Source organism: Dyella japonica DSM 16301 (assembly GCF_001010355.1).
Classification (GTDB): domain Bacteria; phylum Pseudomonadota; class Gammaproteobacteria; order Xanthomonadales; family Rhodanobacteraceae; genus Dyella; species Dyella japonica.
The window spans coordinates 18,279-41,265 of the sequence record NZ_JPLA01000002.1 but is presented as its reverse complement, the minus strand read 5'-3'; the positions used below and the strand labels follow the sequence as shown (position 1 = coordinate 41,265).

The window sequence follows — 22,987 nt, the reverse complement described above, 5'->3', positions numbered from 1 at the left end:
AGCATGCGCATCAATTTCAAGTCATTCACAGTCGCGCCGTTGTTGCTGGCGACGGCCTTCGTACTGGCGGCCTGCGGCAACGTGAGTCGCAACGTCCACCAGGATGGCCGGGGCGCAGACTCCATCAACTGGCCGCACGTCGGCGACACTACGCCGATGCACCATGGCGGAACCTTCCCCAGCCTGGACAACCTGGTCCGCGTGCATGCGGGCCTGAACAAGCAGCAGATCAGCGACCTCATTGGCTACCCGCACTTCAGCGAGGGCGTATGGGGCGTGCGCGAGTGGAACTACGTCTTCAACTTCCGCGAACCCGCGCAAGGCGATCACGTGGTGACTTGCCAGTTCAAGGTGCTGTTTGACAGCGACAAGCTGGCCCAGCGCTTTTACTGGTTGCCCGAGGAGTGTTCGCGCTTCCAGCAACTCGCACGGGCACCGGCGCCGCCGCCGCCCGTGGTTGCGCCGGCCGCCAGCACCGAGCGGTTTACGCTGGGTTCGGATGCGTTGTTCGCCTTCGATCGCGCGGGACTGTCGGATATGTCGGCCGAGGGTCGGGCCAAACTCGACCAGCTCGCCAAGGGCATCGCGCTGCACGCCGGCCAGGTGCAAAGCGTGCGCGTGGTCGGTTACACCGACCGCCTGGGCAGCGATGCCTACAACGATGCTCTCTCGCAGAAGCGCGCCGACACCGTGAAGGACTATCTGGTCTCGCGCGGCGTGGACAGTCGCCTGATTCAGGCTGAGGGACGCGGCAAGCGCAATCCCGTCGCCGATTGCGTCCAGACCGAACGTAGCGCCTTGATTGCCTGCCTGGCCGCGAACCGCCGCGTCGATGTGCTGGTCACAGCGTTGAAGTCCTAACCTCGCGCCAGCTGCGCCGGCTGAGCCTGGTGTGAGTCTTGATGTGTGAAAGCCTTGCCCCGCCTTTGTGCGGGGCAAGGCGTATCAGGCGTTGGGCTTGCTCGGATGTTGCCGGCCGCGCTTGCGGGAGCGCCTATCCGATACGGGTTCGAAGCCGGTGTCGACTTGGAGACCAGGCAGGGATGAGTCGCTTGCCAGCTCGGAACCCAGGTTCGTCGAGCTGGTCTCGACCACTTCGTCGGCAGGCGTCGCGATCGCTTCCAAAGCAAGTTCCGCCGGCATGACTGCCGTGATCAGGTGGGCAGCTGCGATGTGCAATGCAGTGTCCTCGTCGTTGAGCAAAGAGGCGTGCTGCAATCGACCCTGGATCTGCGCGCCGGCCGTCACGACGATGGAGCTATAGCAAACGTCGCCGGCAACGCGGGCCGTCGCGGCCAGCTCGAGTCGTTCCATGGCGTACACATTGCCGCGTACATCGCCGTGAATGATCGCCGCCGGCACGCGTAGGTCTCCCTGCACCAGGCCTTGTTCGCCGATCGTCAGCAATGCGCCTGGCTCGATCGCCACGACCTTTCCATCGACCTGGCCTTCGAGAAACAAGCTGCCTTCGAAGTGGACGTCACCGATGACGCGAGTCCCGTGGGCAATCAGGCTGGTGGCGATGGTGCGGGTGACTTCGGCGGTACGTTTGCGACTGAACATGCGGGAACGTGGTGTCATGTCGGGTGGGTGGCGCTGTGCGGGAGATTGAATCGCAATGGCGGGAAATACGTGTCCTGCAGCGGCGGTGGCGTGAGCGGCGGTGCTGGCGGCTTGAACCAGGCTTGCTGCAGCAGGCCGCTCACACGCGCCACGTAATGCGGCAACGGCCAGCGTGCCGGCCAGTCGCCGACAAAACGCTCCAAGGCATCGGTCCAGCTGAGCGCTGAATCAGCGTTATCGGCGGCCAGGGCGCGTTCAATTTCGCAGGCCGCCGTGACAATCGCACGACGCAGTACCACGCGGGAGCGCAGCTTGTTGAAGATTGGGTCGGACAGGCCAAGATCTGCGATGACTTCCCTCGTCCCCTCGCAGCGGTCGCCCTCGAGCCGTTGTTGCGCAAGCTCGCGCAGGCCTTGTTCGGGGCTGTAGATCGCCACATGCAGGATCAGCGCCCGATCGGTCTGCACGTGCACCAGGCGCTGGCGCGTGGCGAGCGATGGCGCTTGCTCATGGGTACCCGCCATCAGGGAGAAATAGAGGGCGCGGGCATGCGTCCGATTCTCCGGATCGGTTTCGGTGTATGAAGCTTCCTGGGCTACGGCAAGATCAGCGCAGCGCGACAGTGCGGCTCGGCGCACGGAGGGATCCGGATCGGAAAGGGCCAGTCGAGGAAGCGCAGCAAGCAATTTTTCGTCGCGCCCAAATTCGGCGGCGACGCGTCGAAACAGCGACGTCTTGTGTTGCCAAATGGAGCGCTGTCTGGTCTTGGCCATCGCAGGGAGTGGTGGGTGGCATGGTGCCCACGTTCCCGCGGTACGTGGCGTCTGCACAGGCAAGGACCTGTGGCGTTCGACCTCGCGCCGCGGGTCGAGGCGCGCCACGCCCGGTGCTTGCGTGAGGCCATGCATGTTCCACGACTTCGCCCGGACAAATACATCAGACTGCTCTGAAAGGGCGCCGACTCTCTCGCGGCGCGGGATCAGCTGACGGAGCGGGAGGTGCGCGCCGGCGGAAACAGCACTTCCACGCGCAGGCCGCCGGTGGCGCCGTTGAGAAAGCGCACGGTGGCGCGATGGCGCTCGGCAATGCGCTGCACGATGGCCAGGCCCAGGCCTGTGCCTTCCTCCGTCATGCCTGGTACGCGGAAGAAGCGTTCGCCCAGACGTTCGAGAAAGGCTGGCGGCACGCCAGGCCCATTGTCTTCCACGCTCACGCACGGACCTTCGTCGAGTACCGACACGCCTATCGTGAGGATGCTGCCGCGGCCCGCGTAGCGCAGGCTGTTGTCGATCAGGTTGTCGAGCATTTCCTGCAGCGAAAGGCGGTCGGCATCGATCCACACCGGGCCGGCCGGCCCTTCGTAGCCGAGGTCCACGCCTGCGGCGATGGCGTCGTGCACGCGCACGCCCAGCAGTTCGGGAATCAACTGCGCGAGATCCAGCAGCACGCAGGGCGCGGTTTCGTTGAGGTCCGGCGATTGCGCGCGGGTCAGTGCGAGCAGCTGGCTGGATGTGCGGCTGGCGCGCTGGGTGAGCCGCAGGATGTGCTGCAAGGCATCGGTGACCGTTTCCTTGCTCGGATCGACCTGGGCGCGTTCGACATGCACGCGCAGGCCCGCGAGCGGCGTCTTCAGCTGGTGCGCGGCATCGGCGATGAAGCGTTCCTGCAGAGCCAGCATGCCGCGCTGGCGCGCGAACAGGCCATCGATGGTGCGCGTGAGCGGCAGGATCTCCACCGGCACGTCGGCATCGCCGATCGGCGCGAGATCGTGTTCGCGCGCAGCCAGTCGCGCCGTGAGCGGATCGAGCAGGCGCAGGCCCACGCGCACGCCGTACAGCACGAGGAAGAACACGCTGGCGATCAGCAGCGCCTGGGCCGGAATGCTCAGCAGCAGGATTTCCCGCGCACGCTGGTGACGATCGTGGAAGGTCTCGGCCATGGTGACCGTGAGCTGATCGGTTGGATCCTGCAGGTTGGGGATGCGCACCGTCGCCGCGCGCAGCTCGCGGAACTTCTGCGTGGTCGTGACCAGCGAGGTGGTGTAAAGCGCCGGCTCCCCGTCGGAGCTTGCGCCGCTCAACGGCGCCGGCTGCAACTCCGGCGAGCCGGCCAGCAAGCCGTGCTTCTGGCTACTGACGTTGAAATAGTTGTGGCCTTCGGGCGCGTACTCGAGCAGAAAGCGCGCCTGCGGCGAGATCTGCCCGCCCAGGTCTTCCTGGCTGAGCATCTGCGCCAGCGTCATCGCATCGTCGCCCAGATCGCGATCGTGCACATGATTGGAGTAGATCAGCGCGCCGCCGTAGGTGATCAGGCTCTCGACCACCAGCAACATCATCAGCGGCACCAGCAGCGACGACAGCAGGCGATGGCGCAGGCTGGGCCGGCCATCCGGTTCGATGATCCGATAGAGCCAGGAGTCGTCCTGCTTGGCCGCCGGCCGGTTCATGCCTTGGCGTCCTTGCCTTCCTTCACTTCTTCCAGCAGATAACCCAGGCCGCGGATCGTGCGCACTTGCGTGCCCGAGTCGGCCAGCTTGCGGCGCAGGCGATAGATGGCGATGTCCAGTCCGTTATCGGTGAGTTCCTCGTCCCAGCTGCACAGCGCTTCCACCAGCTGCGCGCGGCTGGTCACGCGGTCGGGCCGGGCGGCCAGTGCTTCGAGCAGGCCGAATTCACGCGCCGTAAGTTCCAGCGCCTTGTCGTCGATCCAGGCGCGATGGCCGGGAAGATCCAGCCGCAGCCGCCCGATGGTCAGCTCGGGGGCGCCTTGTGAGGTATAGCGTCGCAGCAGGGCGCGCACGCGCGCCTCGAACTCGGCCAGCGCAAAGGGCTTCACCAGGTAGTCGTCAGCGCCCAGGTCGAGCACGCGCACGCGTTCGCGCAGGCCTTCGCGGGCCGTGATCACCAGCACGGGCAGGCCGGTGCCGCGCTTGCGCAGGCGCTGCAGCACGTCGGCGCCGTCCAGGTGGGGCAGGCCCAGGTCGAGGATGAGCAGGTCATACGGCGTGTCGCGCAGCGCCGCATCGGCCTTGGCGCCGTCGGTGACGCTGTCCACCGCATGGCCGCCCTGGCGCAGCGCGGCGCTGACACCGGCGGCAATGGAGGGGTCATCCTCGGCGATCAATATGCGCATGGGGTCATCCGGCAGAGGCGATGGATCGTTGGTTGGGGAGGCGTGCGACCCATCATCGTTGAATTGCGAGTGATTCTCATTTGTGGCAACATTCCAGCCCTATGGTCAGGAGCAGGCGGCCCGAATGGTGGGAAGCTTAGCGCCCTGGTGGATGTTGAGACAGCGGGCGCGCGACTCGGTTGCATGGCCTGTCATGCGGTATGGCGCTGATTCAAGAGAGACCATCAACAGGCTCTGAAAGGCAGGCATGGAATCAGCGACGCGGTCGCACAACAACCGGATGGGATCGAGCCGCGCATTCTGGCTCAAGCAGCTCCATCAATGGCACTGGATCAGCTCCGCGCTATGTCTGGTCGGCATGCTGCTGTTTGCGATCACCGGTTTCACGCTTAATCACGCCGGACAGATCGAGGCACAGGCCAACACCGTGCATCACAGCGCTGTCCTGCCATCCGCTTTGCTGAAGGCCGTGAGCGGCGACGACGAACGCAAAGGCGTCCCGCTGCCCGCCGCCGTGGCGGACTGGGTGACGTCCACGCTCGATGTCGACGTCACCGGGCGCACCGGCGACTGGTCGTCCGATGAAATCTATCTCTCCATGCCGCGCCCCGGTGGCGATGCGTGGGTCAGCATCGACCGCGAAACCGGCAAGGTGGAGAGCGAGCGCAGCTCGCGCGGCGTGATCGCCTATCTCAACGACCTGCACAAAGGCCGTCATGCCGGACCCGCCTGGGGCTGGTTTATCGACGTGTTTGCGCTGGCCTGCGTGATTTTCGCGAGCACCGGGCTGCTGCTGCTGAAAATGCATGCGGCGCAGCGCGGCGCCACCTGGCCGCTGGTGATCTTTGGCCTGGTGCTGCCGTTGTTGCTCGCGCTGATCTTTATCCATTGAATGCAGAAGTGAGTGAAGAGAAGTAAGGATTCAGAGAATGCGTGCCCTGCTCACTGCTCACTCCCCTTGACTATTTCCCGCTCTTACGAGGAAACCATGCGTCGTCTCTCCCTGACTCTCCCCGCGATGCTGCTGGCCGCCCCGGTCGCTGCGGCCGATCTCAATGTCACCGTGCAGATCCCACAGCTCAACGTGGCGGAATATCACCGTCCCTATACCGCCGTGTGGGTGGAGCGCGAAGACCACTCCGTCGCCGCACAGCTGGCGGTGTGGTATGCGCAAAAGGAATCGAAGGAAGGCGCCGGCACCAAGTGGCTGCCGGAGTTGCGTCAGTGGTGGCGTCGCGGCGGCCGCGACCTGCAGATGCCGGTGGATGGCGTATCGGGCGCGACGCGTCCGGCCGGCGACCAGAAGCTGAGCTTCCACGAAGGCAAGGCGCCGCTGACGACGCTGGCGCCGGGCAAGTACGAACTCGTGGTTGAAGCCGCCCGTGAAACCGGCGGCCGCGAAGTGGTGCGCGTGCCGTTCACCTGGCCGGCCGCCGCGCCGCAGCAGCTCGCCGCGCAAGGCAGCACTGAGCTGGGTGCCGTCAAAGTCGATCTCGCCCCGTAATCGAAGGAGAACAACATCATGATCAAGCATTCGTTGAAGTGGGGCGCACTGGCCATGGCTCTGGCGCTGCCGTTCACCGCGCAGGCGCACAAGATGTGGATGGTGCCGTCGGCCACCAATGTGTCCGGCAACGATCCGTGGGTGACGGTGGATGCCGCCGTCTCCAATGACCTGTTCTATCCCGACCACATGCCGGTGCAGCTCGATCGCGTCGTCGTCACCACGCCGGACGGCCAGACGGCCAAACCGGATAACGCGCTCACCGGCCAGTACCGCAGCGTGTTCGACGTGCATCTGACCCAGCCGGGCACGTACAAGATCGCCGCGGTGAATGGCGGCCTGTTCGCCAACTACGAAGTGGATGGCCAGAAGAAGCGCTGGCGCGGCGACGCGGCCGAGCTGGCCAAGGCGATACCCGCGAACGCGAAGAACGTCGAGGTTTCCGAATCGATCAACCGCGTGGAAACGTTCGTCACCAATGGCAAGCCCAGCGATGGCGCGCTCAAGCCCAGCGGCAAGGGACTCGAGCTGGTGCCGGTGACGCGCTTCACCGACCTGGCCTCGGGTGAGGCGGCCACGTTCCAGCTGTTGCTGGACGGCAAGCCCGCGTCGAACCTCAAGGTGATGGCGATTGCCGGCGAGACGCGCTATCGCAACGCGCCGGAAGAAATCGATGTCACCACCGACAAGGACGGCAAGTTCAGCCTCACCTGGCCGCACGCCGGCATGTATTGGGTGAACGCCAGCACGCAGGACAACAAGTCCAGCATCAAGCAGGCCAAGCAGCGTCGCCTCTCGTACGCCGCCACGCTGGAAGTGCTGCCGCAGTAATGCAAGGCGTGAGTGCTGAATCGAAGCGGTGGGTGCGTCGGTGAGCGAGCTGGTCGTGCAATCCGTGCAGGGCGAGACCATGGGCACCTACTGGTCGGTGCGCGCGGTGATGCCGGCAGCGTTGTCGCTGGCGTCGCGCAGCAAGAGCATCCAGGACGCGCTCGATCTGGTCGATGGCCAGATGAGCACGTACAAGCCCGGCTCGTCGTTGTCGCGCTTCAATGCGGCACCGGCGGGCACCTGGCATGTGCTGCCGGCCGAATGCTACGAGGTGGTGCGGCACGCGCTTAAATTGGCGCGTGCCAGCGATGGCGCCTACGACCCCACGGTAGGGCCGCTGGTGAATCTGTGGGGATTCGGCCCCGACGCTGCGCGAGGAGAGCCGCCATCGCGCGAGGCGATCGATGCGGCGCGCGAACGCATCGGCTGGTGGCGAATCAAACTGGACGCCGTCACCCATAGCATCTACCAACCCGGCGGTGTCTACCTTGATCTCTCGTCGGTGGCCAAAGGCTATAGCGTCGACCTGGTCGGCCGCTGCCTCGACGCGGCCGGCATCGACGCGTGGCTGGTCGAAGTTGGCGGCGAACTGAAGGGTAAGGGCAGGAAGCCGGATGGATTGCCGTGGCGCATCGGCATCGAACGTCCCGGCGCCGCCGTCGGCGCCGTGCAGCATGCTGACCAGCTCAGCCAGGTGGTTAGCCTCACCGGTCGGGCCATCGCCACCTCGGGTGACTATCGCCGCCAGTTCACGACCGACGGCGTGACGTACTCGCATCACGTGGATCCACGCACCGGTTGGCCGGTGCCGCACACGGTGGCCTCGGTCAGCGTGCTGGCCAATGACGCGATGCAGGCCGATCCGCTGGGTACATTGATGACGGTGCTGGGGCCGGAACAAGGCCTGGCCTATGCCGCCGAGCGCGGCCTCGCCGTGATGTACATCGTGCATGGGGCGAACGGGTTGGAAGAATGCCTGTCGCCTGCCTTCGAGGCTGCGCTGGCGTCATGAGCGTGCCTTCAGCCATGTCGACGCGACCAAGCTGGGGTAATGTGCTGCTTTGCACCTTGCTGGCGGTCTTGGTCGTCGGGCTGATGGGCCTGCATCGGCGCGAATGGGAATGGCACGACCCGGGTATGACACGTTGGCTGGGTGCGCTCGTCGTGTTGTTGGCATGGGCAGGATTCACCGCCTGGCTGATGGGCCATCGCCGTCGTACCGCACAACAGCAGGCGCAACGCATGGCGCCTGCCAGCGCCACCGGGAACAACGCCATCCTTATCGCGTTCGCCAGCCAGACCGGCACGGCGGAGCAGTGGGCGCTGCAGACCGCGCAAAGTCTGCAGCAGGCAGGCACTTCCGTGCGACTGACCGAACTGGGGCAATTGGATCTGGACACGCTGATGCGCGAAGAGCGCGTCCTGTTCGTGGTGAGCACGACCGGCGAAGGCGATGCTCCGGATAGTGCGGCTCGCTTTGTCACCCAGTGCATGCGTACTGCGCAAGCGCTGTCGACACTGCAATACGGTCTGCTCGCATTGGGCGACAGCGACTACGACGATTTCTGCGGCTTTGGCCGCGCGCTGCGGCACTGGCTGCAGCAGAGCGGCGCCATGCCGCTGTTCGATCCGGTGGAAGTGGACAATGGCGACGCGTCGGCATTGCGCCATTGGCAGCACCATCTCGCGCTGCTCTCAGGCGCCGCCGAGTTGCCCGACTGGCAGCAGCCTGACTATCAGCGCTGGCAACTGGTCGAGCGCGTCCTGCTCAATCCGGCGAGCCAGGGCGATCCGTGCTTCCATCTGGCGCTGCGTCCCCAAGCGGGGCAGGCGACGTGGCAGGCAGGCGATCTGGTCGAGATCGGTCCGCGACATGCGGCGACCGACGTGGAACAGTGGCTGGCGACGCGCGGCCTCGACGGTGACGCTTCGGTTGAACACCAGGGACGCCAGGCATCGTTGCGGGATTGGCTGGCGGCCAGTCACTGGCCGGAGGGCGAGGAAACACCGCACGCCCATCCGGCCCAGCTGGTGGCGACCCTGCAGGCGTTGCCGCACCGCGAGTACTCCATTGCATCGGTGCCGTCGGACGGCAGCGTGCATCTGCTCGTACGCTGCATGCGTCGCGAGGATGGCTCGCTCGGCATCGGCTCGGGCTGGCTTACGCAACACGCGCCGCTGGGCGGCGATATCGCCCTGCGCATTCGTTCCAATCCCGGTTTCCACGCGCCGGCCGACGACCGTCCGCTGGTGCTTGTCGGCAACGGCACCGGCCTGGCGGGTTTGCGCGCCCTGCTGAAGACGCGCATCGAGACAGGGCGGCACCGCAACTGGTTGCTGTTCGGCGAGCGCGAGAGCGCGCACGACTTCTACCACCGCGGCGAGATCTTGCGATGGCAGGAGCAAGGCCTGCTCGAACGACTCGATCTTGCGTGGTCCCGTGAGGGTGTCGCGCGTACGTATGTGCAGGATCGCCTGCGCGAATCCGCTGATCTCTTGCGTCAGTGGGTGGAGCAGGGCGCGGCCATTTATGTGTGCGGTAGCCTCGCCGGCATGGCGCCCGGCGTAGACGCTGTATTGCGCGAAGCCCTGGGCGAGGCCAGGGTCGAACAACTGCGCGAGGCCGGGCGTTACCGACGCGACGTCTACTGAGTAGCCGTGACCTTTGGCCTATAGGAGCGCCATGCGCGAATGCCGCAGGCTGGGCGTTCCTTCGGGGGAGGGTTACATGGGAACACGGATGCAACACGCGCTGCGTCATGGCCTGGCGCTGGTCTGCCTGGGCTTGTCGTCGATGGCCGCTGCGCAGGACGCACTGGTGCCGGCGCCCAGCACAACCCTCGTGCCGACAGTGATCCCGCTGGCCAAGCCGCATGCCGATGCACCGCATGAGGCCAGCTCACCCGATGCATGGGGTGGCGTGCGCACGGGCAAGGAGGCCACCTTGTCCGATCGCGTGGTCGCCTATCGCATCGATGCCGAGCTGGATGCGGCCCATCACAGCATCACCGGCAGCGAACAACTGAGCTGGCGCAACCGCAGCAGCCAGCCGGTCAATCGCATTTATCTGCATCTTTACCTCAATGCCTTCCAGAACGAAGGCAGCACCTTCTTCACCGAACGCAGCGTGCTCACCGCGCACGGCCATTCGCGTGGCGAGGCGGCGCCGAAGAAGGGCGAATGGGGTTGGATCGACCTCAAGACCGTGCAGCAGGGCAATGCCGCGCTGAAGTGGCGTTTCGTGCATCCCGACGACGGCCCGGCCACCGACCAGACCGTGGCCGCGATCGATCTTGCCGAGCCCGTGCCGGCGGGCGGCACGCTGACGCTGGATATCGATTTCGTCAGCCAGTTGCCGCGCGTAATCGAACGCACCGGCTGGTGGGGCAACTTCAACCTGGTGGCGCAGTGGTTTCCCAAGATCGGCGTGCTTGAGCTGCCGGGCGAGCGTGGCGCCACGCAAGTGCAGTGGAACGTACACGAGTTCCACTTCAACAGCGAGTTCTACGCCGATTTCGGCAGCTACGACGTGCGCCTCACCGTGCCCTCCGACTACACCGTTGGAGCGGTGGGCGCGCAGCACGATGAACCTTCCCAACAAAACGGCAAGACGACTTATCACTTCGTGCAGGGCGACGTGCACGACTTCGCCTGGGTGGCTGCCAAGGGTTTCCGCACCCTCGATGGCAGCTGGCAGGGGCCGGGCAGCCCGAACGTGGCGGTGCGCGTGATCTATCCGCCCGAGTACGTGGCCAGCGCGCAACCGGTGCTCAAGGCCACGCTGGATTCCTTGAGCTATTTCTCCGACACGCTGGGACCGTATCCGTATCGCACGGTCACGGCCGTGGTGCCGCCGTTCAATGCGGAAGAAGCCGGTGGCATGGAGTACCCGACCTTCTTCACCGCCGAAGGCGACAAGACGATCGACAAGGACACCATGGACCAGTGGAACATCGATTTCGTGACCATCCACGAATTCGGCCACGGTTACTTCTACGGTCTGCTTGCCTCCAACGAATTCGAAGAGCCGATGCTGGACGAAGGCATCAACGAGTATTGGGACGAACGCATGCTGCGCGAACGCAACCAGCGCGTGCTGACGCCAAGCTCATGGTTGCGGCGCGCCGGCATCACCCCATCGATGGACGTGTTTACGTTCGAGCGTCTCGACGCCGGCCTGCAACATCCCTTCGACCCGCTGGGACAGAACAGCTGGGACCGCTACTCCAGCTCAAGCTACGGCACGGTGTACTCACGAACCGCTACCGCCATGCACGATCTGGAACAGCGCCTGGGCAAGGACGTGATGGCCCGCGCCATGCGCGAATACTATCGCCGCTGGCATTTCCGCCATCCTTCCGCGGCAGACCTGCGCGCCACCTTGATCGATGTCTCCGGCAATGCGCGTGCGGTCAACGAGATCTTCGATCAGTACGTCTATGGCACGGCGCGCATCGACGATCGCGTGACGTCGATCGACATCGTGAAAGTGCTGCCCGAAGCGGGCAGCTGGCTGAAGGATGGCCAGCGCAGCGAGCTCAGCGCCGACGATCGCGATGATGAGGTCGAGAAGAAGCGCGATGCCTGGAAGAAGTCACACCCCAACGCCGGCAAGCACGAGGATGGCCCATACCAGGTGCGCAGCACGGTGACGGTGGTGCGCGAAGGCGCTGTCGTTCCGCAGCTGTTGCGCGTGACCTATGCGGACGGCACGCATGTCGACGTTCCATGGGACGATGACCGGCGCTGGCGACGTTTCGTACACACTGGCGACTCGCCGGTGGTCTCCGCCGAGCTGGATCCCGAGCACACGATCCTGCTCGACGAAAACAAACTCAACGACAGTCGCACGGTGAAGGCCGACCCCTCGGCCTCGCGCCGCTGGACAGCCGATCTGGCGGCACTGTTGCAGTCGCTGTATGCATGCCTGGTGACGCTGTGATGGCCTACAAGAGTGCTCGTCGTGTCGATATGGGCGCCGTGGCGCTGGCGCCGTTCGCAGCGCTGCAGTGGCGACTGTTGCTGCTGTGGCTGTTGGCAACGCTGATCGCAACCATGGTGGCGGCGCTGCCGTTGCTGCAGTCACTTGGCGCCTTGCTCGACCGCTCCACCCACACGCATGAGTGGGCGCGCCATTTCGATGGCTTGATGTTCAGCGATGTGGCCGTGGCCTTGTCGCGCGAGCACGCCACGCTGCATGGCGCCGGACTGGCCAGCGCCTTGCTCATGCTGCTGTGGCTGCCGTGGCTCAACGGCATGGTGGTCGCCAGCGGTCGGGCAGGGCGCACGCTGGGCTTTGCCCAACTATTGCAGGGCGGACTGATCGAATACGGCCGCATGTTCCGCCTGATGCTTTGTTCCGTGCTGCCGTATGCGCTAGCCGGCCTGCTGGTGCAGATGGGCCTGGACCGTGCCGACGATCGCGGCGATCTCGCCACGCTGCAATCGCAGGCCGATAACGCGCAACAGGTGGCCTGGTGGGCGGCGGGTATCGTGATTGTGCTGGCCCAGGCCTGGGTGGAATCCGCTCGCGCCTCGTTCATTGCCGACGTCGGATTGCGCTCAGCGTCCATCGCCATGCTACGCGGCCTGCTTCAGCTGCTGCGTCGCCCGGTGTCGACGTTGTTCGTCTACCTGCTGTTGACCGCCGTCGGTTTCGCCATCGCGCTGGCCCTGGGGCTGGCACGCGTGCACACCGTGTCGGTCGGCACCTCGGGCTTGCTCTGGGGATTCACGCTCACCCAGCTCATCGTGGTGGCCTTGGGCTGGATGCGCATCGCGCGATTGTTCGCGCTGGCCGACGTGGGGCGCTCGCTCGGCATGGGCCGGCGGTCGGGCCTGTAAGTGCAGCGGGTGGCTGGCGGCCAAACGAGCTGGGATCTCGCGCCGCCTTTGATGCACAGGAACCAACGCCAACTCTGAGGTGTCAACACCACCATCGCATCGTTCTGCAAACGAGCGAAGGGAGTGCACGCCTGATGCCGCATTGGAAGCATGCGATAAGGAAAGGCACGACATTTGCGGTCGTGACTTTGCTTCATCTACTGATCTTCGTGTACCTGACGATGCCTCCGGCACCCGAGTATTCGAGAAACTCAGCGAAGACGTTGAGCCGGACTGGCGCGCTACAGCTTGTGTTTCTGAGGGAGCCATCCCTCGCGGCCATTGCTGCATCATCGCCTGTAAACGCGCCTCCGGTGCACACCGAGCCTCGATCATCTCGAGCCGAAAGGACGACGCGAACGTCTGTACCCAAGGCGTTGGAGACTCAATCGCGCGGGGAAATTCTGCACGCGAGGGACGGGGACAATCAGGGAAGCGTTAGCGCGCCTCAGGGATTGACTTCCGTTGATGCACCCTACGGAAATCCGATGTTTAGAGAATCTCAGCGAAGTTCTCACGCTCAAGAGTTCCAGCGTATTCCGGGCGACACTGATCGAACGTTGGTAAAGACTATTTCCGTCGGTGAGGAGCTGAGTCCAAGACAAATACTTCAAGAAGGTGGGAAATTCTTGAACTGCAGTCAGGTCCGGATGGCCCGCTTCCTATCCGCCAGCGAAATGGACAAACGCCACATCACGACGCACGAGCTTGATCAGGCATTCACTGAATTTGGCTGCACCTGATTTCAGGTTTGGAAGCCCTGCGTGCTTTGGAGAAATGCTTCGCCGGAAATATGGCGACGATGAAGCACATCAGCCGCGATCAGATGACTGGGCAAATGGCAGATATCTAATCTCGCTTTCGAGTCCGCAAGCGACGAAGGCGAAGAATCACGCGGCAGGCAAACGCGCCAGCACGATCTCGCCGCCACCTTCGATGCGCACCGGATGGCCGGGGATCGGGTCGATCCACATCATGTCGTTCGCTTCCAGCGACTGCGTGCGGTGATCGGCGATCACCTTGGCGCGGCCGGACAGCAACAGCAGGAACCAGCGCCAGCCGTTGGGGGCCAGCAGCACCATGGCGCCATTCAGCGGACGGGCCATCAGCTCGCCCTGGGCCTCGCCGCGCAGCTTGAGATTGAACGTGCGGGTGGGCGCGGTGGGCAGGCAGGCCTGCGGATCGTTGCCCTGGTCGAACTGGGCGATCTGGAAACGGGTGACGTGTTGCGTGCGGCCGTCGGGGAAGGCGATGTCCACCGGGGCGTCCAGCGGCACGAAGTGCCGGCGGAGGTCAGCATGTGCTGGAAAGTCGACTTCCTGCTCCATGCCGATCAGGGTCATTTGCCACTGCCACGCATCGTCGTCCGGGCCGCAGGCAATCGGGGTGATGACTGCCGTGCCCTTGGCGCAGGGCGCGCCATGGAGACTTTCCAGCGGCAGTCGCTGCAGCTGGCTCATGCCCAGGCGCGACGCTTTTCGGTGCAGGGCGGGTAATAGGCGAACACGTGGTTGTGGGCGCCAAAGAAATCCATGTCGTCGATGTGTTCGCCGCCAAGTCGCTCGGCCACGCGATCGGACGCCTCGTTGCCGATCTTCACCAGGCTGATCACCCGCGGCGAGCCCAGGGCGTGCCAGGCAAACTCCAGAATGGCGCTGCCGGCTTCGGTGGCGTAGCCGTGATGACGGAACTCGGGCTTGAGCATCCAGCCCAGTTCCAGGTCCGGCCAACCCTCGGGGCGCATCAGGCCGGCGCGGCCGATGAACTCGCCGGTGTCCTTCAGCTCCAGCGCCCACATGCCGTAGCCGCGCAGCTGCCAGTGGCCGATCAGCATGGCGAGCGAGCGCCAGGCATTGGTGCGGTCCAGCGGCTGGCCATCGCCGATCCAGCGGGTGCTGGCGGGGTCGGCGAGCATGGCGGCGTAATCGTCGAAATGCCGTTCGGCGAGGGCGGTAAGGCGCAGGCGCGCCGTTTCAATCACAGGTATGTCGATCATGATCTTCAGCAAGCAAGTCGGGTGCCATCGAGCAGGGCCGCCAAAGCGTGAGTGCTCGTTCGCAGGCTTTCGGTCCATGACAGGCCCACGATCGGCTGGCCAGTGGCCGCGTCCGTGAAAGCCTCTTCCTCACCCGGCGGCAACAGGTGCCGGTAGTCCACGGTGATCTCCGTGCCAGCAGGCAAATCGCGTGCCGCGAACACGAAGCCCAGATGCCACAGCCCGGTGGGCTCAAAGCTGTGATTGAGATAGCACTCGTCCGGCCAGTCCGGGGACACGGTATAGCGGTCCTCGAACCAGCGGGCGCTTGCATACAGCTGTGCCGACAACTCGGGCGAGCCAGTCAGTTCGTCATAGCGATACGTGCGGTCAATCGCGTCCGGTGCCGTGAGCACCTGACCGGCCGACACATCCTCCAATAGGAACAACCCCTGGCCCGCGCCGGCGATGTTCGACGCGGCTATGCGGTAACGCGGAACAATCATGACAGCCCAATGCCGATGGCAAGGCGGGCGAGTGTAGGCGCATCCGGCCGGGGTTTCCATACCGGCCGAATGCGATTCGTGTACTTAAGTACTTGACGCAGTTTGCTTATTACCCGCCGCCCTTGGCCGCCTTGGGTGCTGGCTTGGCCGCCGCCTTGGCTGGCGCGGCTGCTGCGGCGGGCTTTGCGGCTGCATTTGCGGCCGGCGCCGGCGTCGGGCCGGCGCCGCTCAGGAGGATGGCGCCACGGTTGCGCTCCAGCGTGGCCGGCCCGACGCCCTTGACGTTGGACAGGTCGGCGACGGTCTTGAAGGGGCCGTGCTCTTCGCGGTACGCCACGATGGCCTTGGCTTTCGACGGACCGATGCCGTCCAGCGAGTTCGACAGGGTCGCGGCATCGGCCGTGTTGATGTTGACGGGCGTGGCCGCGAAGGCGGGCCAGGCCAGCGCAAAAGCCAATAGTGCTACTGCGATCTGCTTGATCATGATCACTTCTCCCTTGGTGGATGCAGCCTTCAAGTGGCCGCCAGAGGACTGTGCCCAGCCGCCGCGCCGGTGGCTGTCGGCAGCGGAGGCAGCCGTGGGCTGGCATCGCCCGTCACGGCGCGTGGGCGCTCGTCGATACGCCGAGCCCCTCTCGAACGTGCTGATACAATGGCGGTCTTTTCCCACGCTGTAGGAGTCGTCCATGGATACCGCTCGCCTCAACCGTTACATCAGCGGACTGTGGGATGACGAGATCGTGCCGCAGCTGGTCGAGTACATCCGCATTCCGAACAAGTCGCCCATGTTCGATCCCAAGTGGGTGGAACACGGCTACATGGATGCGGCCGTGAAGCTGATGGAGACCTGGGCACGCAGCAAGCTTTCGTCACTGCCGGGCGCCACGCTCGAAGTAGTGCGTCTGGAAGGCCGCACGCCGCTCATCTACATCGAAGTGCCGGGCAGCGGCGACGACACCGTGGTGCTCTACGGCCATCTGGACAAGCAGCCGGAAATGACCGGCTGGGCCGAGGGGCTGGGTCCGTGGACGCCGGTGCTGAAGGGCGACAAGCTCTATGGCCGCGGCGGCGCCGATGACGGCTACGCCATCTTCGGTTCGCTCGCTGCGCTGTTGGCGCTGCACGAGCAAGGCGTGCCGCATGCGCGCTGCGTGGTGCTGATCGAAGCCTGCGAAGAATCGGGCAGCTACGACCTGCCGTACTACGTCGACCATCTCGCCGATCGCATCGGCAACCCCTCGCTGGTGGTGTGCCTGGATTCGGGTTGCGGCAACTACGACCAGTTGTGGCTGACCACCTCGCTGCGCGGCATGACCGGTGGCGAGCTGACCGTGCAGGTGCTGGAAGAAGGCGTGCACTCGGGCGATGCGTCCGGCGTCGTGCCTTCGAGCTTCCGCATCCTGCGCGAGCTGCTGAGCCGCCTGGAAGACCCGCAAACCGGCACGATCAAGCCCAAGGAGCTGTACGTCGACATTCCGCAGCAGCGCATCGACCAGGCCAAGAAATCGGCGGAAGTGCTGGGCACGGCCATCTACGACAAGTTCCCGTTCGTAGCGGGCATGCACCCGGTCACCGAAGACCTCACCGAGCTGGTGCTCAACCGCACCTGGCGTCCGCAGCTGGCGGTCACCGGCGTGGACGGCATGCCGCCACTGGAGAGCGCCGGCAATGTGCTGCGTCCCAAGACCTCGGTGAAGCTCAGCCTGCGCGTGCCGCCGACGCTGTCCGGCGCCAAGGCCGGCCAGTTGGTCAAGCAGCTGCTGGAAAAGGATCCGCCGTACGGCGCCAAGGTCAGCTTCAAGCTGGAGAAGGACGGCAGCGGCTGGAATGCCCCGCAGCTGTCGCCGTGGCTGGAAGAGGCCGTGGCCAAGGCATCGGAAACGTATTTCGGCGCGCCGGCGGCCTACATGGGCGAGGGCGGCAGCATTCCCTTCATGGGCATGCTGGGCGAGAAATTCCCCAAGGCGCAGTTCCTGATCACCGGCGTGCTGGGTCCGCATTCCAATGCCCATGGCCCGAACGAATTCCTGCACATCCCCACCGGCAAGAAGGTGTCGATGGTGGTGGCCGATGTGGTGGCCCATCACTACGCGCAGGGCGCCAAGGCCTGAACGTGATCGTCGCCCCGGCGTGCTGCCGGGGCGGTGCAACCGACTGCGCGGGATACCGGCAGCCGCCGGACTGAAGCCGTGCGGTCACTGGCAGGGTTTCCAGCGATGTCCGATTCCAGCAACGAGCTTTCCTATCTCGCCGAGAACTGGGTGTCTGTGCGCGAGCGCGTCGACGCGGCGTGCGTGGCCGCAGGGCGCGATCCCGGCGAGGTGTCGATCCTGCCGGTGAGCAAGACGTTTGGCCCGGAGGTGGTGCGTGCCGCGCTGGCGCTGGGCCTGCATCGCTTCGGCGAGAACAAGGTGCAGGAGATCCGCAGCAAGTCCGCAGCGCTGGCGGGCGAGCGCATCGACTGGGTGGTGATTGGGCATCTGCAGACCAACAAGGCCAAAGACGTAGCCCGGCTGGCCAGCGAAGTGCAGTCGCTGGATCGGCTGGAGCTGGCCGACGCGCTGCAGCGACGCCTGGACATCGAGGACCGCGTCATCGACGTGCTGATCGAGGTGAAGACCTCGCCGGAAGACAGCAAGCACGGCCTGCCGCCCGATCAGCTGCCCGGCTTGCTGGACGCCTTGCGTGCCTACGACCGCCTGAAGGTGCGGGGGCTGATGACGTTGGCCGTCCAGTCGGACGATGCCCAGGCTGTTCGCGCCTGTTTCCGGCACCTACGCCAGCTGCGCGCAGCGGGCCTAGAGCAGGGCCATGATTTGGCTCGACTTTCGATGGGAATGAGCGGTGATTTCGCGCTCGCCATTGCCGAGGGCGCCACCGAAATCCGGCTCGGAACGGCGATTTTCGGTGTGAGACAGCTCACAAAACATACGGTACCGAACTGAACATTTAGTTCACTAATTGGTCAATATGTAACCAATTTGACACAGCTTTCACCGGTAAATCAGTCACTTATCACGTGACACCCCTCAAGCATAGGCCGTGCCAGGTTTCGAAACGACAGGGTACAGTTAACCCCATCCGAACAAACGATCTAGAACCCTTTGCTAAGTTCACGCCTCGATCACGGCCCGTTGACCTGAAAACGGCGATTCCACGAACTGCAAAGGGATTTGTCCCACATGCGAACAAAGCGAATTTTCGCCGCTGCTGCGCTTGCTGGTGCACTGCTTACGTCCCTTCCGCTTCTTGCTGAACCGCTGACCGCCACGCCGGCTCCCGCGCCGACGTCGGCAACCGTGACACCGAATCTGATGGGCCAGCTGTCTTTGTTCTCGCCGGCAGCCATGCTCGCCCAGTCCGCCGCTCCCGCGCAGACCGCCTCCAAGGTCTCGGCCGGCAACGGCGCCGCCCTGGGTGATGACGAAGACGCCGATGGCGACGGCATGCCGGACAGCGGCGTCAGCGCCGTCGCCGCGCTCGCCAACGACACCTCCGACCTGCGCAAGACCCTGATCGGCATGGCCATGCAGCTGCGTGACATCCGTTACGTGCGCGGCGGCCATGATCCGTCCACCGGCTTCGATTGCAGCGGCTTTGTCCGCTACGTGTTCGCCCATGCCGTCGGCCTCGAGCTGCCGACCAACTCCGCTTCGCAGTTCGTGGCTGGCCTCAACGTCAACCGCGGCGACATGAAGCCGGGCGACCTGGTGTTCTTCCGCACCGCCGGCAAGCGTGGCCAGGGCCGCGTGTCGCATGTGGGCATCTATATCGCCAATGGCCAGTTCATCCATTCGCCCTCGCGCGGCAAGACCGTGCGCGTGGACAGCCTGGACCAGTCGTACTGGGCACAGCGCTTCGCTGGTGCCAAGCGTCCGGGCGCGCTCGCCCGCAGCTGATTTGGACGTCACCGTCAGTCGAAGGCCGCCTCATGGGCGGCCTTTTTTTATGCGGCGATTCTGACCACTGGCCCCGACGTTTCAGCTGCCCAGTTGCTGCAGTTCATCGGATGCCACGATGCGCAGGCCGCTACCCGGCGCCTTGGACAGCCGCCACATCGCGGTGGCTACCGTGCCGGCTTCGATGCCGCGCCAGCGTCCCGGCAGCACGCGTGAGAAGGGCGCGGCGAATACTTCGCCCATGCGTGGCTTATGACGTGAGCCCAGCAGCAGCGAGGGCCGCACGATGGTCAGTCGCGGCCATTCCTGTTTCTGCAGCGCCAGTTCCAGCTCACCCTTGGTGCGGTTGTAGAACAGGCGCGAGGTCGGATCCGCGCCCAGCGCACTGATCACCAGGTAGTGGCTGGCGCCCAGCGCATGTGCATGCTTGCCCAGCGACAGCGGCAGGTCGTAGTCGACCATGCGGAACGCTTCGCGGGACCCGGCCTGGCGAATCGTGGTGCCCAGGCAACAGAACACCGTGTCGGCTTGTCCGTGCAGCTGCGCGATCAGGTGGCTGACCATGCCCACCGGATTCTCGAGTTTCGGATGCGGCGGCAGCGGATGGCGGGTAGGGGCGTAGACGTGCGCCACCGAGTCATCAGCGAGCAACAGCTCGAGCAGCTTGTGCCCGGTCAGGCCGGTGGCACCGGCAAGCAGTACATGGCGCGGCATCGTGCTCATGGCGACATTGTATGGCGAGGATTGTTATGGCGAGCGAAGGCTTGCCTGGCGGCGCTTGAGCCCCATCTTGGACATTCGCTTTCCCCCAGAAGAAACCCGATGTCGCTTTCCCCCTTGCTTGCCATGCCGGGCGTCCACGCGCCCGACGCCGCCACCCACGGCTATGTGTTCAACCACACCATGATCCGCGTGAAGGACCTGGGTCGCTCGCTGGACTTCTACACGCGGGTACTGGGCTTCACGCCGGTGCACCGCCAGGACTTTGCCGAGGCGGCCTTCACCATCGTGTACCTGGTGCTGGCGCCGGATCGCTCGGTCATTCCCGAGGACGATGCCGCCCGCCTGCGCTGGGTGCTGGGCCAACCGGGCGTGCTGGAGCTGACGCACAACCACGGCACCGAGCACGACGAGGCCTTCCACTACCACCACGGCAACGCCGAGCCGCGCGGCTTTGGCCACCTGTGCGTCTCCGTGCCGAACGTGGAGGAAGCCTGCGCCCGCTTCGAGGCCCTGGGCGTGACGTTCCAGAAGCGCCTGAGCGATGGGCGCATGAAGCACATCGCGTTTATTCGCGATCCCGACGATTACTGGATCGAGATCCTGCAGCCGGCGGCGTTCATTGGCTGAGCGTGGCCGTGCTGCTGTTGTTGGGAGTGCTCCTCATCACGTTGGGCTCCCTAATGGCACCTCTACTTGCCGGTGATTCCCGCAAATGCGGGAATCCAGTGACTCTCAAGCCTTAAAGCGAAGGCGCTGGATCCCTGCCTTCGCAGGGATGACGGGCACATAAGCAGCTTTTCGCGCTGCTCTTTAGGTCGACTGGCCGTGGCGGTACCTGGCCGCTACCGGTACGCTTGGAAATATTGCCCCGCGGATTTGCCCCGATATGCCGTTTGACCTTCCTCCCGTCACTCGCAACCTGCTGATCGCCAATGTGGCGGTGTATCTCCTGCAGCAGATCATGGGCGAAACGCTGCTGACCTATTTCGCGCTGTGGCCGTGGGGGGCCGACCAGGTCGCCCAGGGTGCGCAAGGCCTGGTCTCGGTGGGCTTCCGTCCGTGGCAGCTGGTCACCTATGCCTTCATGCATGGCAGCCTGACCCACCTGTTCTCCAACATGCTGGCGCTCTTCATGTTTGGCGGGCAGATCGAGCGCGTGTTCGGTGCGCGCAACTTCGTCATCTATTACTTCGTCTGCCTGCTGGTGGCCGCGCTGGCGCAGCTGGTGGTGGTGAACTGGTTCACCGGCGGCTTCTATCCGACGCTGGGCGCGTCGGGTGCGATCTTCGGCATCCTGCTGGCGTTCGGCATGCTGTTCCCGCACGAGAAGATGATCCTGATCTTCCTGCCGATCCCCATCTCTGCCTGGCTGTTTGTCACGCTCTACGGTCTGGCCGAGCTGTACATGGGCGTGACCGGCACGCAGGCAGGCATCGCGCACTTCGCTCACCTGGGCGGCATGCTCGGCGGCTTCGTGTTGATCCAGTACTGGCGGGGCAAGCTCCCCATCAAGCCGCAGCGTCGTCTCTACCGTTGATCGCTGCAATCCCCGTCTTCCGGCAGTTTCCATGACCCAGCATCTCCAGCGTCGGCTGACGCCGCGCCATATCACCTTCATGGCGCTCGGCATGGCCATCGGCGCCGGCCTGTTCCTCGGCTCCGCCGATGCGATCAAGTTGGCCGGCCCGTCGGTGCTGTTTGCCTATCTGTTCGGCGGCGTGATGATCTACATCATCATGCGCGCGCTGGGCGAAATGACCGTGCGCGATCCGGTCGCCGGTTCCTTCAGCGTGTATGCGCAGCGCTATCTTGGGCCCTTCGCCGGCTTCGTCACCGGCTGGAATTACTGGCTGTTGATGGTGGGCGTGGGCATGGCCGAGGCCACCGCCGTCGGCGCTTACATGCACGAATGGTTTCCCGACTGGCCACGCTGGATCTGGGTGCTGGGCAGCGTGGTGATGATCGGTGGACTGAACCTGCTCACCGTGAAGATCTACGGCGAGATGGAGTTCTGGTTCACCCTGGTGAAGGTGATCACCGTGCTGGCGATGATCGTGGGCGGATTGAGCATCATCTTCCTTGGCTGGGGCAATGGCGGACGGCCCACGGGTTTGTCGAACCTGTGGTCGAACGGCGGGTGGTTTCCGCATGGCCTGCTTGGCATGGTGCTGGCGCTGCCGGTGGTGGTGTTCTCGTTTGGCGGCGTTGAAACCGTGGGCATCGCCGCCGGTGAAGCGGCCCAGCCCGAACGCACGATTCCGCGCGCGGTCAATTCGGTGCTGTGGCGCATCCTGATTTTCTATGTGGGTGCGCTGTTCGTGATCATGGCCATCTATCCGTGGACGGGTCTGGGCGAACACGGCAGTCCGTTTGTCACCACCTTCGCGAAGCTGGGCATTCCTCAGGCCGCCGGCCTGATCAATTTCGTCGTGATCACCGCGGCGCTGTCCGGCTTCAACTGCACCACCTTCAGCGGCAGCCGCATGCTGTACAGCCTGGCCTGCAAGGGGCAGGCGCCTGCGGCGCTGAGCGAAGTGAACGGGCAGGGCGTGCCGGTGCGCGCGATCCTGGTGACGCTGGCGGTGTTGCTGCTCGCGGTGCTGCTGAACTATCTGCTGCCGGCCAAGGTGTTCGGCATGATGATGTCGATCCTTTCGTTCAACACGGTGTGGACCTGGACGATGGTGCTGCTGGCGCACTACAGCTTCCGTCGCCAACTGCGCGAACGTGGCGAGGCGCCGGCGGCGTTCCGGCTGCGCTGGTGGCCGTTCAGCGGCATCGTCTGCGTGGCCTTCCTGGGCTTCGTGGTGGTGATGCTGGGCGTCAGCCCGGATACCCGCATCGCGCTCTATATCGGCGCAAGCTGGGTCGCGCTGTTGGCGATCGCCTACCGCGTGTTCCAGGTGCAGGGACGCATGCAGCTGGCGACGCAAAGCTAGACTGATGCACTGCGGGTGAGCGCCCGCGACGC

23 protein-coding genes are annotated in these 22,987 nt (G+C 64.8%); 14 read left to right on the top strand and 9 right to left on the bottom strand.

Annotation, left to right across the window (positions count from 1 at the left end):
• Window positions 1-3 precede the first annotated feature (3 nt).
• The gene (locus Y882_RS00940; RefSeq protein ID WP_046969997.1) at window positions 4-861 is read left to right on the top strand and encodes an OmpA family protein; all 858 of its coding nucleotides are present in this window, start codon (window positions 4-6) and stop codon (window positions 859-861) included.
• Between the two features lie 84 nt (window positions 862-945).
• Here the strand turns inward: Y882_RS00940 and Y882_RS18685 are convergent, their stop codons facing one another.
• The 4 genes from Y882_RS18685 to Y882_RS00920 form a co-directional block, all read right to left on the bottom strand.
• Window positions 946-1,563: a bactofilin family protein gene (locus Y882_RS18685; protein WP_052949553.1), complete on the bottom strand. Its 618-nt coding sequence runs from the start codon at window positions 1,561-1,563 to the stop codon at window positions 946-948.
• Between the two features lie 14 nt (window positions 1,564-1,577).
• On the bottom strand, window positions 1,578-2,201 hold the full coding sequence (locus Y882_RS00930) for a hypothetical protein (RefSeq protein ID WP_156171290.1): 624 nt from the start codon (window positions 2,199-2,201) through the stop codon (window positions 1,578-1,580).
• A gap of 341 nt (window positions 2,202-2,542) precedes the next feature.
• Window positions 2,543-4,009, bottom strand: a complete 1,467-nt coding sequence (locus Y882_RS00925) for a sensor histidine kinase (protein WP_046969995.1) — start codon at window positions 4,007-4,009, stop codon at window positions 2,543-2,545.
• Entirely contained in the window at window positions 4,006-4,695 is a 690-nt protein-coding gene (locus Y882_RS00920; protein ID WP_046969994.1) for a response regulator, read from the bottom strand. Before Y882_RS00920 ends, Y882_RS00925 begins: the two co-directional genes overlap by 4 nt.
• Before the next feature lie 247 nt (window positions 4,696-4,942).
• Here Y882_RS00920 and Y882_RS00915 point away from each other — a divergent pair, with 247 nt between their 5' ends.
• From Y882_RS00915 to Y882_RS00885, 7 genes are all read left to right on the top strand, one after another.
• On the top strand, window positions 4,943-5,587 hold the full coding sequence (locus Y882_RS00915; RefSeq protein ID WP_046969993.1) for a PepSY-associated TM helix domain-containing protein: 645 nt from the start codon (window positions 4,943-4,945) through the stop codon (window positions 5,585-5,587).
• A 96-nt stretch (window positions 5,588-5,683) separates the two neighbouring features.
• A complete protein-coding gene (locus tag Y882_RS00910) occupies window positions 5,684-6,199 on the top strand; it encodes a DUF2271 domain-containing protein (RefSeq protein ID WP_046969992.1) in 516 nt (171 codons plus the stop codon).
• Between the two features lie 18 nt (window positions 6,200-6,217).
• Window positions 6,218-7,030: a DUF4198 domain-containing protein gene (locus Y882_RS00905; protein WP_046969991.1), complete on the top strand. Its 813-nt coding sequence runs from the start codon at window positions 6,218-6,220 to the stop codon at window positions 7,028-7,030.
• A 28-nt stretch (window positions 7,031-7,058) separates the two neighbouring features.
• Window positions 7,059-8,042, top strand: coding sequence for an FAD:protein FMN transferase (locus Y882_RS00900; protein WP_425479385.1), 984 nt, complete (start codon window positions 7,059-7,061; stop codon window positions 8,040-8,042).
• 14 nt (window positions 8,043-8,056) lie between these two features.
• Window positions 8,057-9,682 carry a sulfite reductase subunit alpha gene (locus Y882_RS00895; RefSeq protein WP_244466143.1) on the top strand — a complete coding sequence of 542 codons (1,626 nt, stop codon included), beginning with the start codon at window positions 8,057-8,059 and terminating at the stop codon, window positions 9,680-9,682.
• A 76-nt stretch (window positions 9,683-9,758) separates the two neighbouring features.
• Window positions 9,759-11,972: a M1 family metallopeptidase gene (locus Y882_RS00890; RefSeq protein ID WP_244466141.1), complete on the top strand. Its 2,214-nt coding sequence runs from the start codon at window positions 9,759-9,761 to the stop codon at window positions 11,970-11,972.
• Window positions 11,972-12,874 carry a hypothetical protein gene (locus Y882_RS00885; protein WP_046969989.1) on the top strand — a complete coding sequence of 301 codons (903 nt, stop codon included), beginning with the start codon at window positions 11,972-11,974 and terminating at the stop codon, window positions 12,872-12,874. The genes Y882_RS00890 and Y882_RS00885 overlap by 1 nt, the downstream gene beginning before the upstream one ends.
• A 929-nt stretch (window positions 12,875-13,803) precedes the next feature.
• On the opposite strand, the gene Y882_RS00875 is transcribed toward Y882_RS00885, so the two are convergent.
• The 4 genes from Y882_RS00875 to Y882_RS00860 form a co-directional block, all read right to left on the bottom strand.
• Window positions 13,804-14,373 carry a HutD family protein gene (locus Y882_RS00875; protein ID WP_046969987.1) on the bottom strand — a complete coding sequence of 190 codons (570 nt, stop codon included), beginning with the start codon at window positions 14,371-14,373 and terminating at the stop codon, window positions 13,804-13,806.
• Window positions 14,370-14,909 (bottom strand): GNAT family N-acetyltransferase, encoded by a 540-nt coding sequence (locus tag Y882_RS00870; protein WP_046970040.1) that lies wholly within the window; start codon window positions 14,907-14,909, stop codon window positions 14,370-14,372. Before Y882_RS00870 ends, Y882_RS00875 begins: the two co-directional genes overlap by 4 nt.
• 5 nt (window positions 14,910-14,914) lie before the next feature.
• The gene (locus Y882_RS00865) at window positions 14,915-15,394 is read right to left on the bottom strand and encodes an SET domain-containing protein (RefSeq protein WP_046969986.1); all 480 of its coding nucleotides are present in this window, start codon (window positions 15,392-15,394) and stop codon (window positions 14,915-14,917) included.
• A 109-nt stretch (window positions 15,395-15,503) separates the two neighbouring features.
• Entirely contained in the window at window positions 15,504-15,878 is a 375-nt protein-coding gene (locus Y882_RS00860; protein WP_046970039.1) for a ComEA family DNA-binding protein, read from the bottom strand.
• A gap of 202 nt (window positions 15,879-16,080) precedes the next feature.
• Here Y882_RS00860 and Y882_RS00855 point away from each other — a divergent pair, with 202 nt between their 5' ends.
• The 3 genes from Y882_RS00855 (at window position 16,081) to Y882_RS00845 (ending at window position 19,293) form a co-directional block, all read left to right on the top strand.
• Entirely contained in the window at window positions 16,081-17,505 is a 1,425-nt protein-coding gene (locus Y882_RS00855; protein ID WP_046969985.1) for a M20 family metallopeptidase, read from the top strand.
• Between the two features lie 105 nt (window positions 17,506-17,610).
• On the top strand, window positions 17,611-18,339 hold the full coding sequence (locus Y882_RS00850; RefSeq protein WP_046969984.1) for a YggS family pyridoxal phosphate-dependent enzyme: 729 nt from the start codon (window positions 17,611-17,613) through the stop codon (window positions 18,337-18,339).
• A 369-nt stretch (window positions 18,340-18,708) separates the two neighbouring features.
• A complete protein-coding gene (locus tag Y882_RS00845) occupies window positions 18,709-19,293 on the top strand; it encodes a C40 family peptidase (protein ID WP_425479381.1) in 585 nt (194 codons plus the stop codon).
• A gap of 81 nt (window positions 19,294-19,374) precedes the next feature.
• Here Y882_RS00845 and Y882_RS00840 read toward each other — a convergent pair whose 3' ends face one another.
• Entirely contained in the window at window positions 19,375-20,016 is a 642-nt protein-coding gene (locus Y882_RS00840) for a Rossmann-fold NAD(P)-binding domain-containing protein (protein WP_046969982.1), read from the bottom strand.
• 99 nt (window positions 20,017-20,115) lie between these two features.
• Between Y882_RS00840 and gloA the strand changes: the two genes are divergently transcribed.
• From gloA to Y882_RS00825, 3 genes are all read left to right on the top strand, one after another.
• Window positions 20,116-20,643, top strand: coding sequence for a lactoylglutathione lyase (gloA, locus tag Y882_RS00835; RefSeq protein ID WP_046969981.1), 528 nt, complete (start codon window positions 20,116-20,118; stop codon window positions 20,641-20,643).
• A gap of 259 nt (window positions 20,644-20,902) precedes the next feature.
• The gene (locus tag Y882_RS00830) at window positions 20,903-21,553 is read left to right on the top strand and encodes a rhomboid family intramembrane serine protease (protein ID WP_046969980.1); all 651 of its coding nucleotides are present in this window, start codon (window positions 20,903-20,905) and stop codon (window positions 21,551-21,553) included.
• Window positions 21,554-21,584: 31 nt separating this feature from the next.
• The gene (locus tag Y882_RS00825) at window positions 21,585-22,955 is read left to right on the top strand and encodes an amino acid permease (RefSeq protein ID WP_046969979.1); all 1,371 of its coding nucleotides are present in this window, start codon (window positions 21,585-21,587) and stop codon (window positions 22,953-22,955) included.
• Window positions 22,956-22,987: the final 32 nt, after the last annotated feature.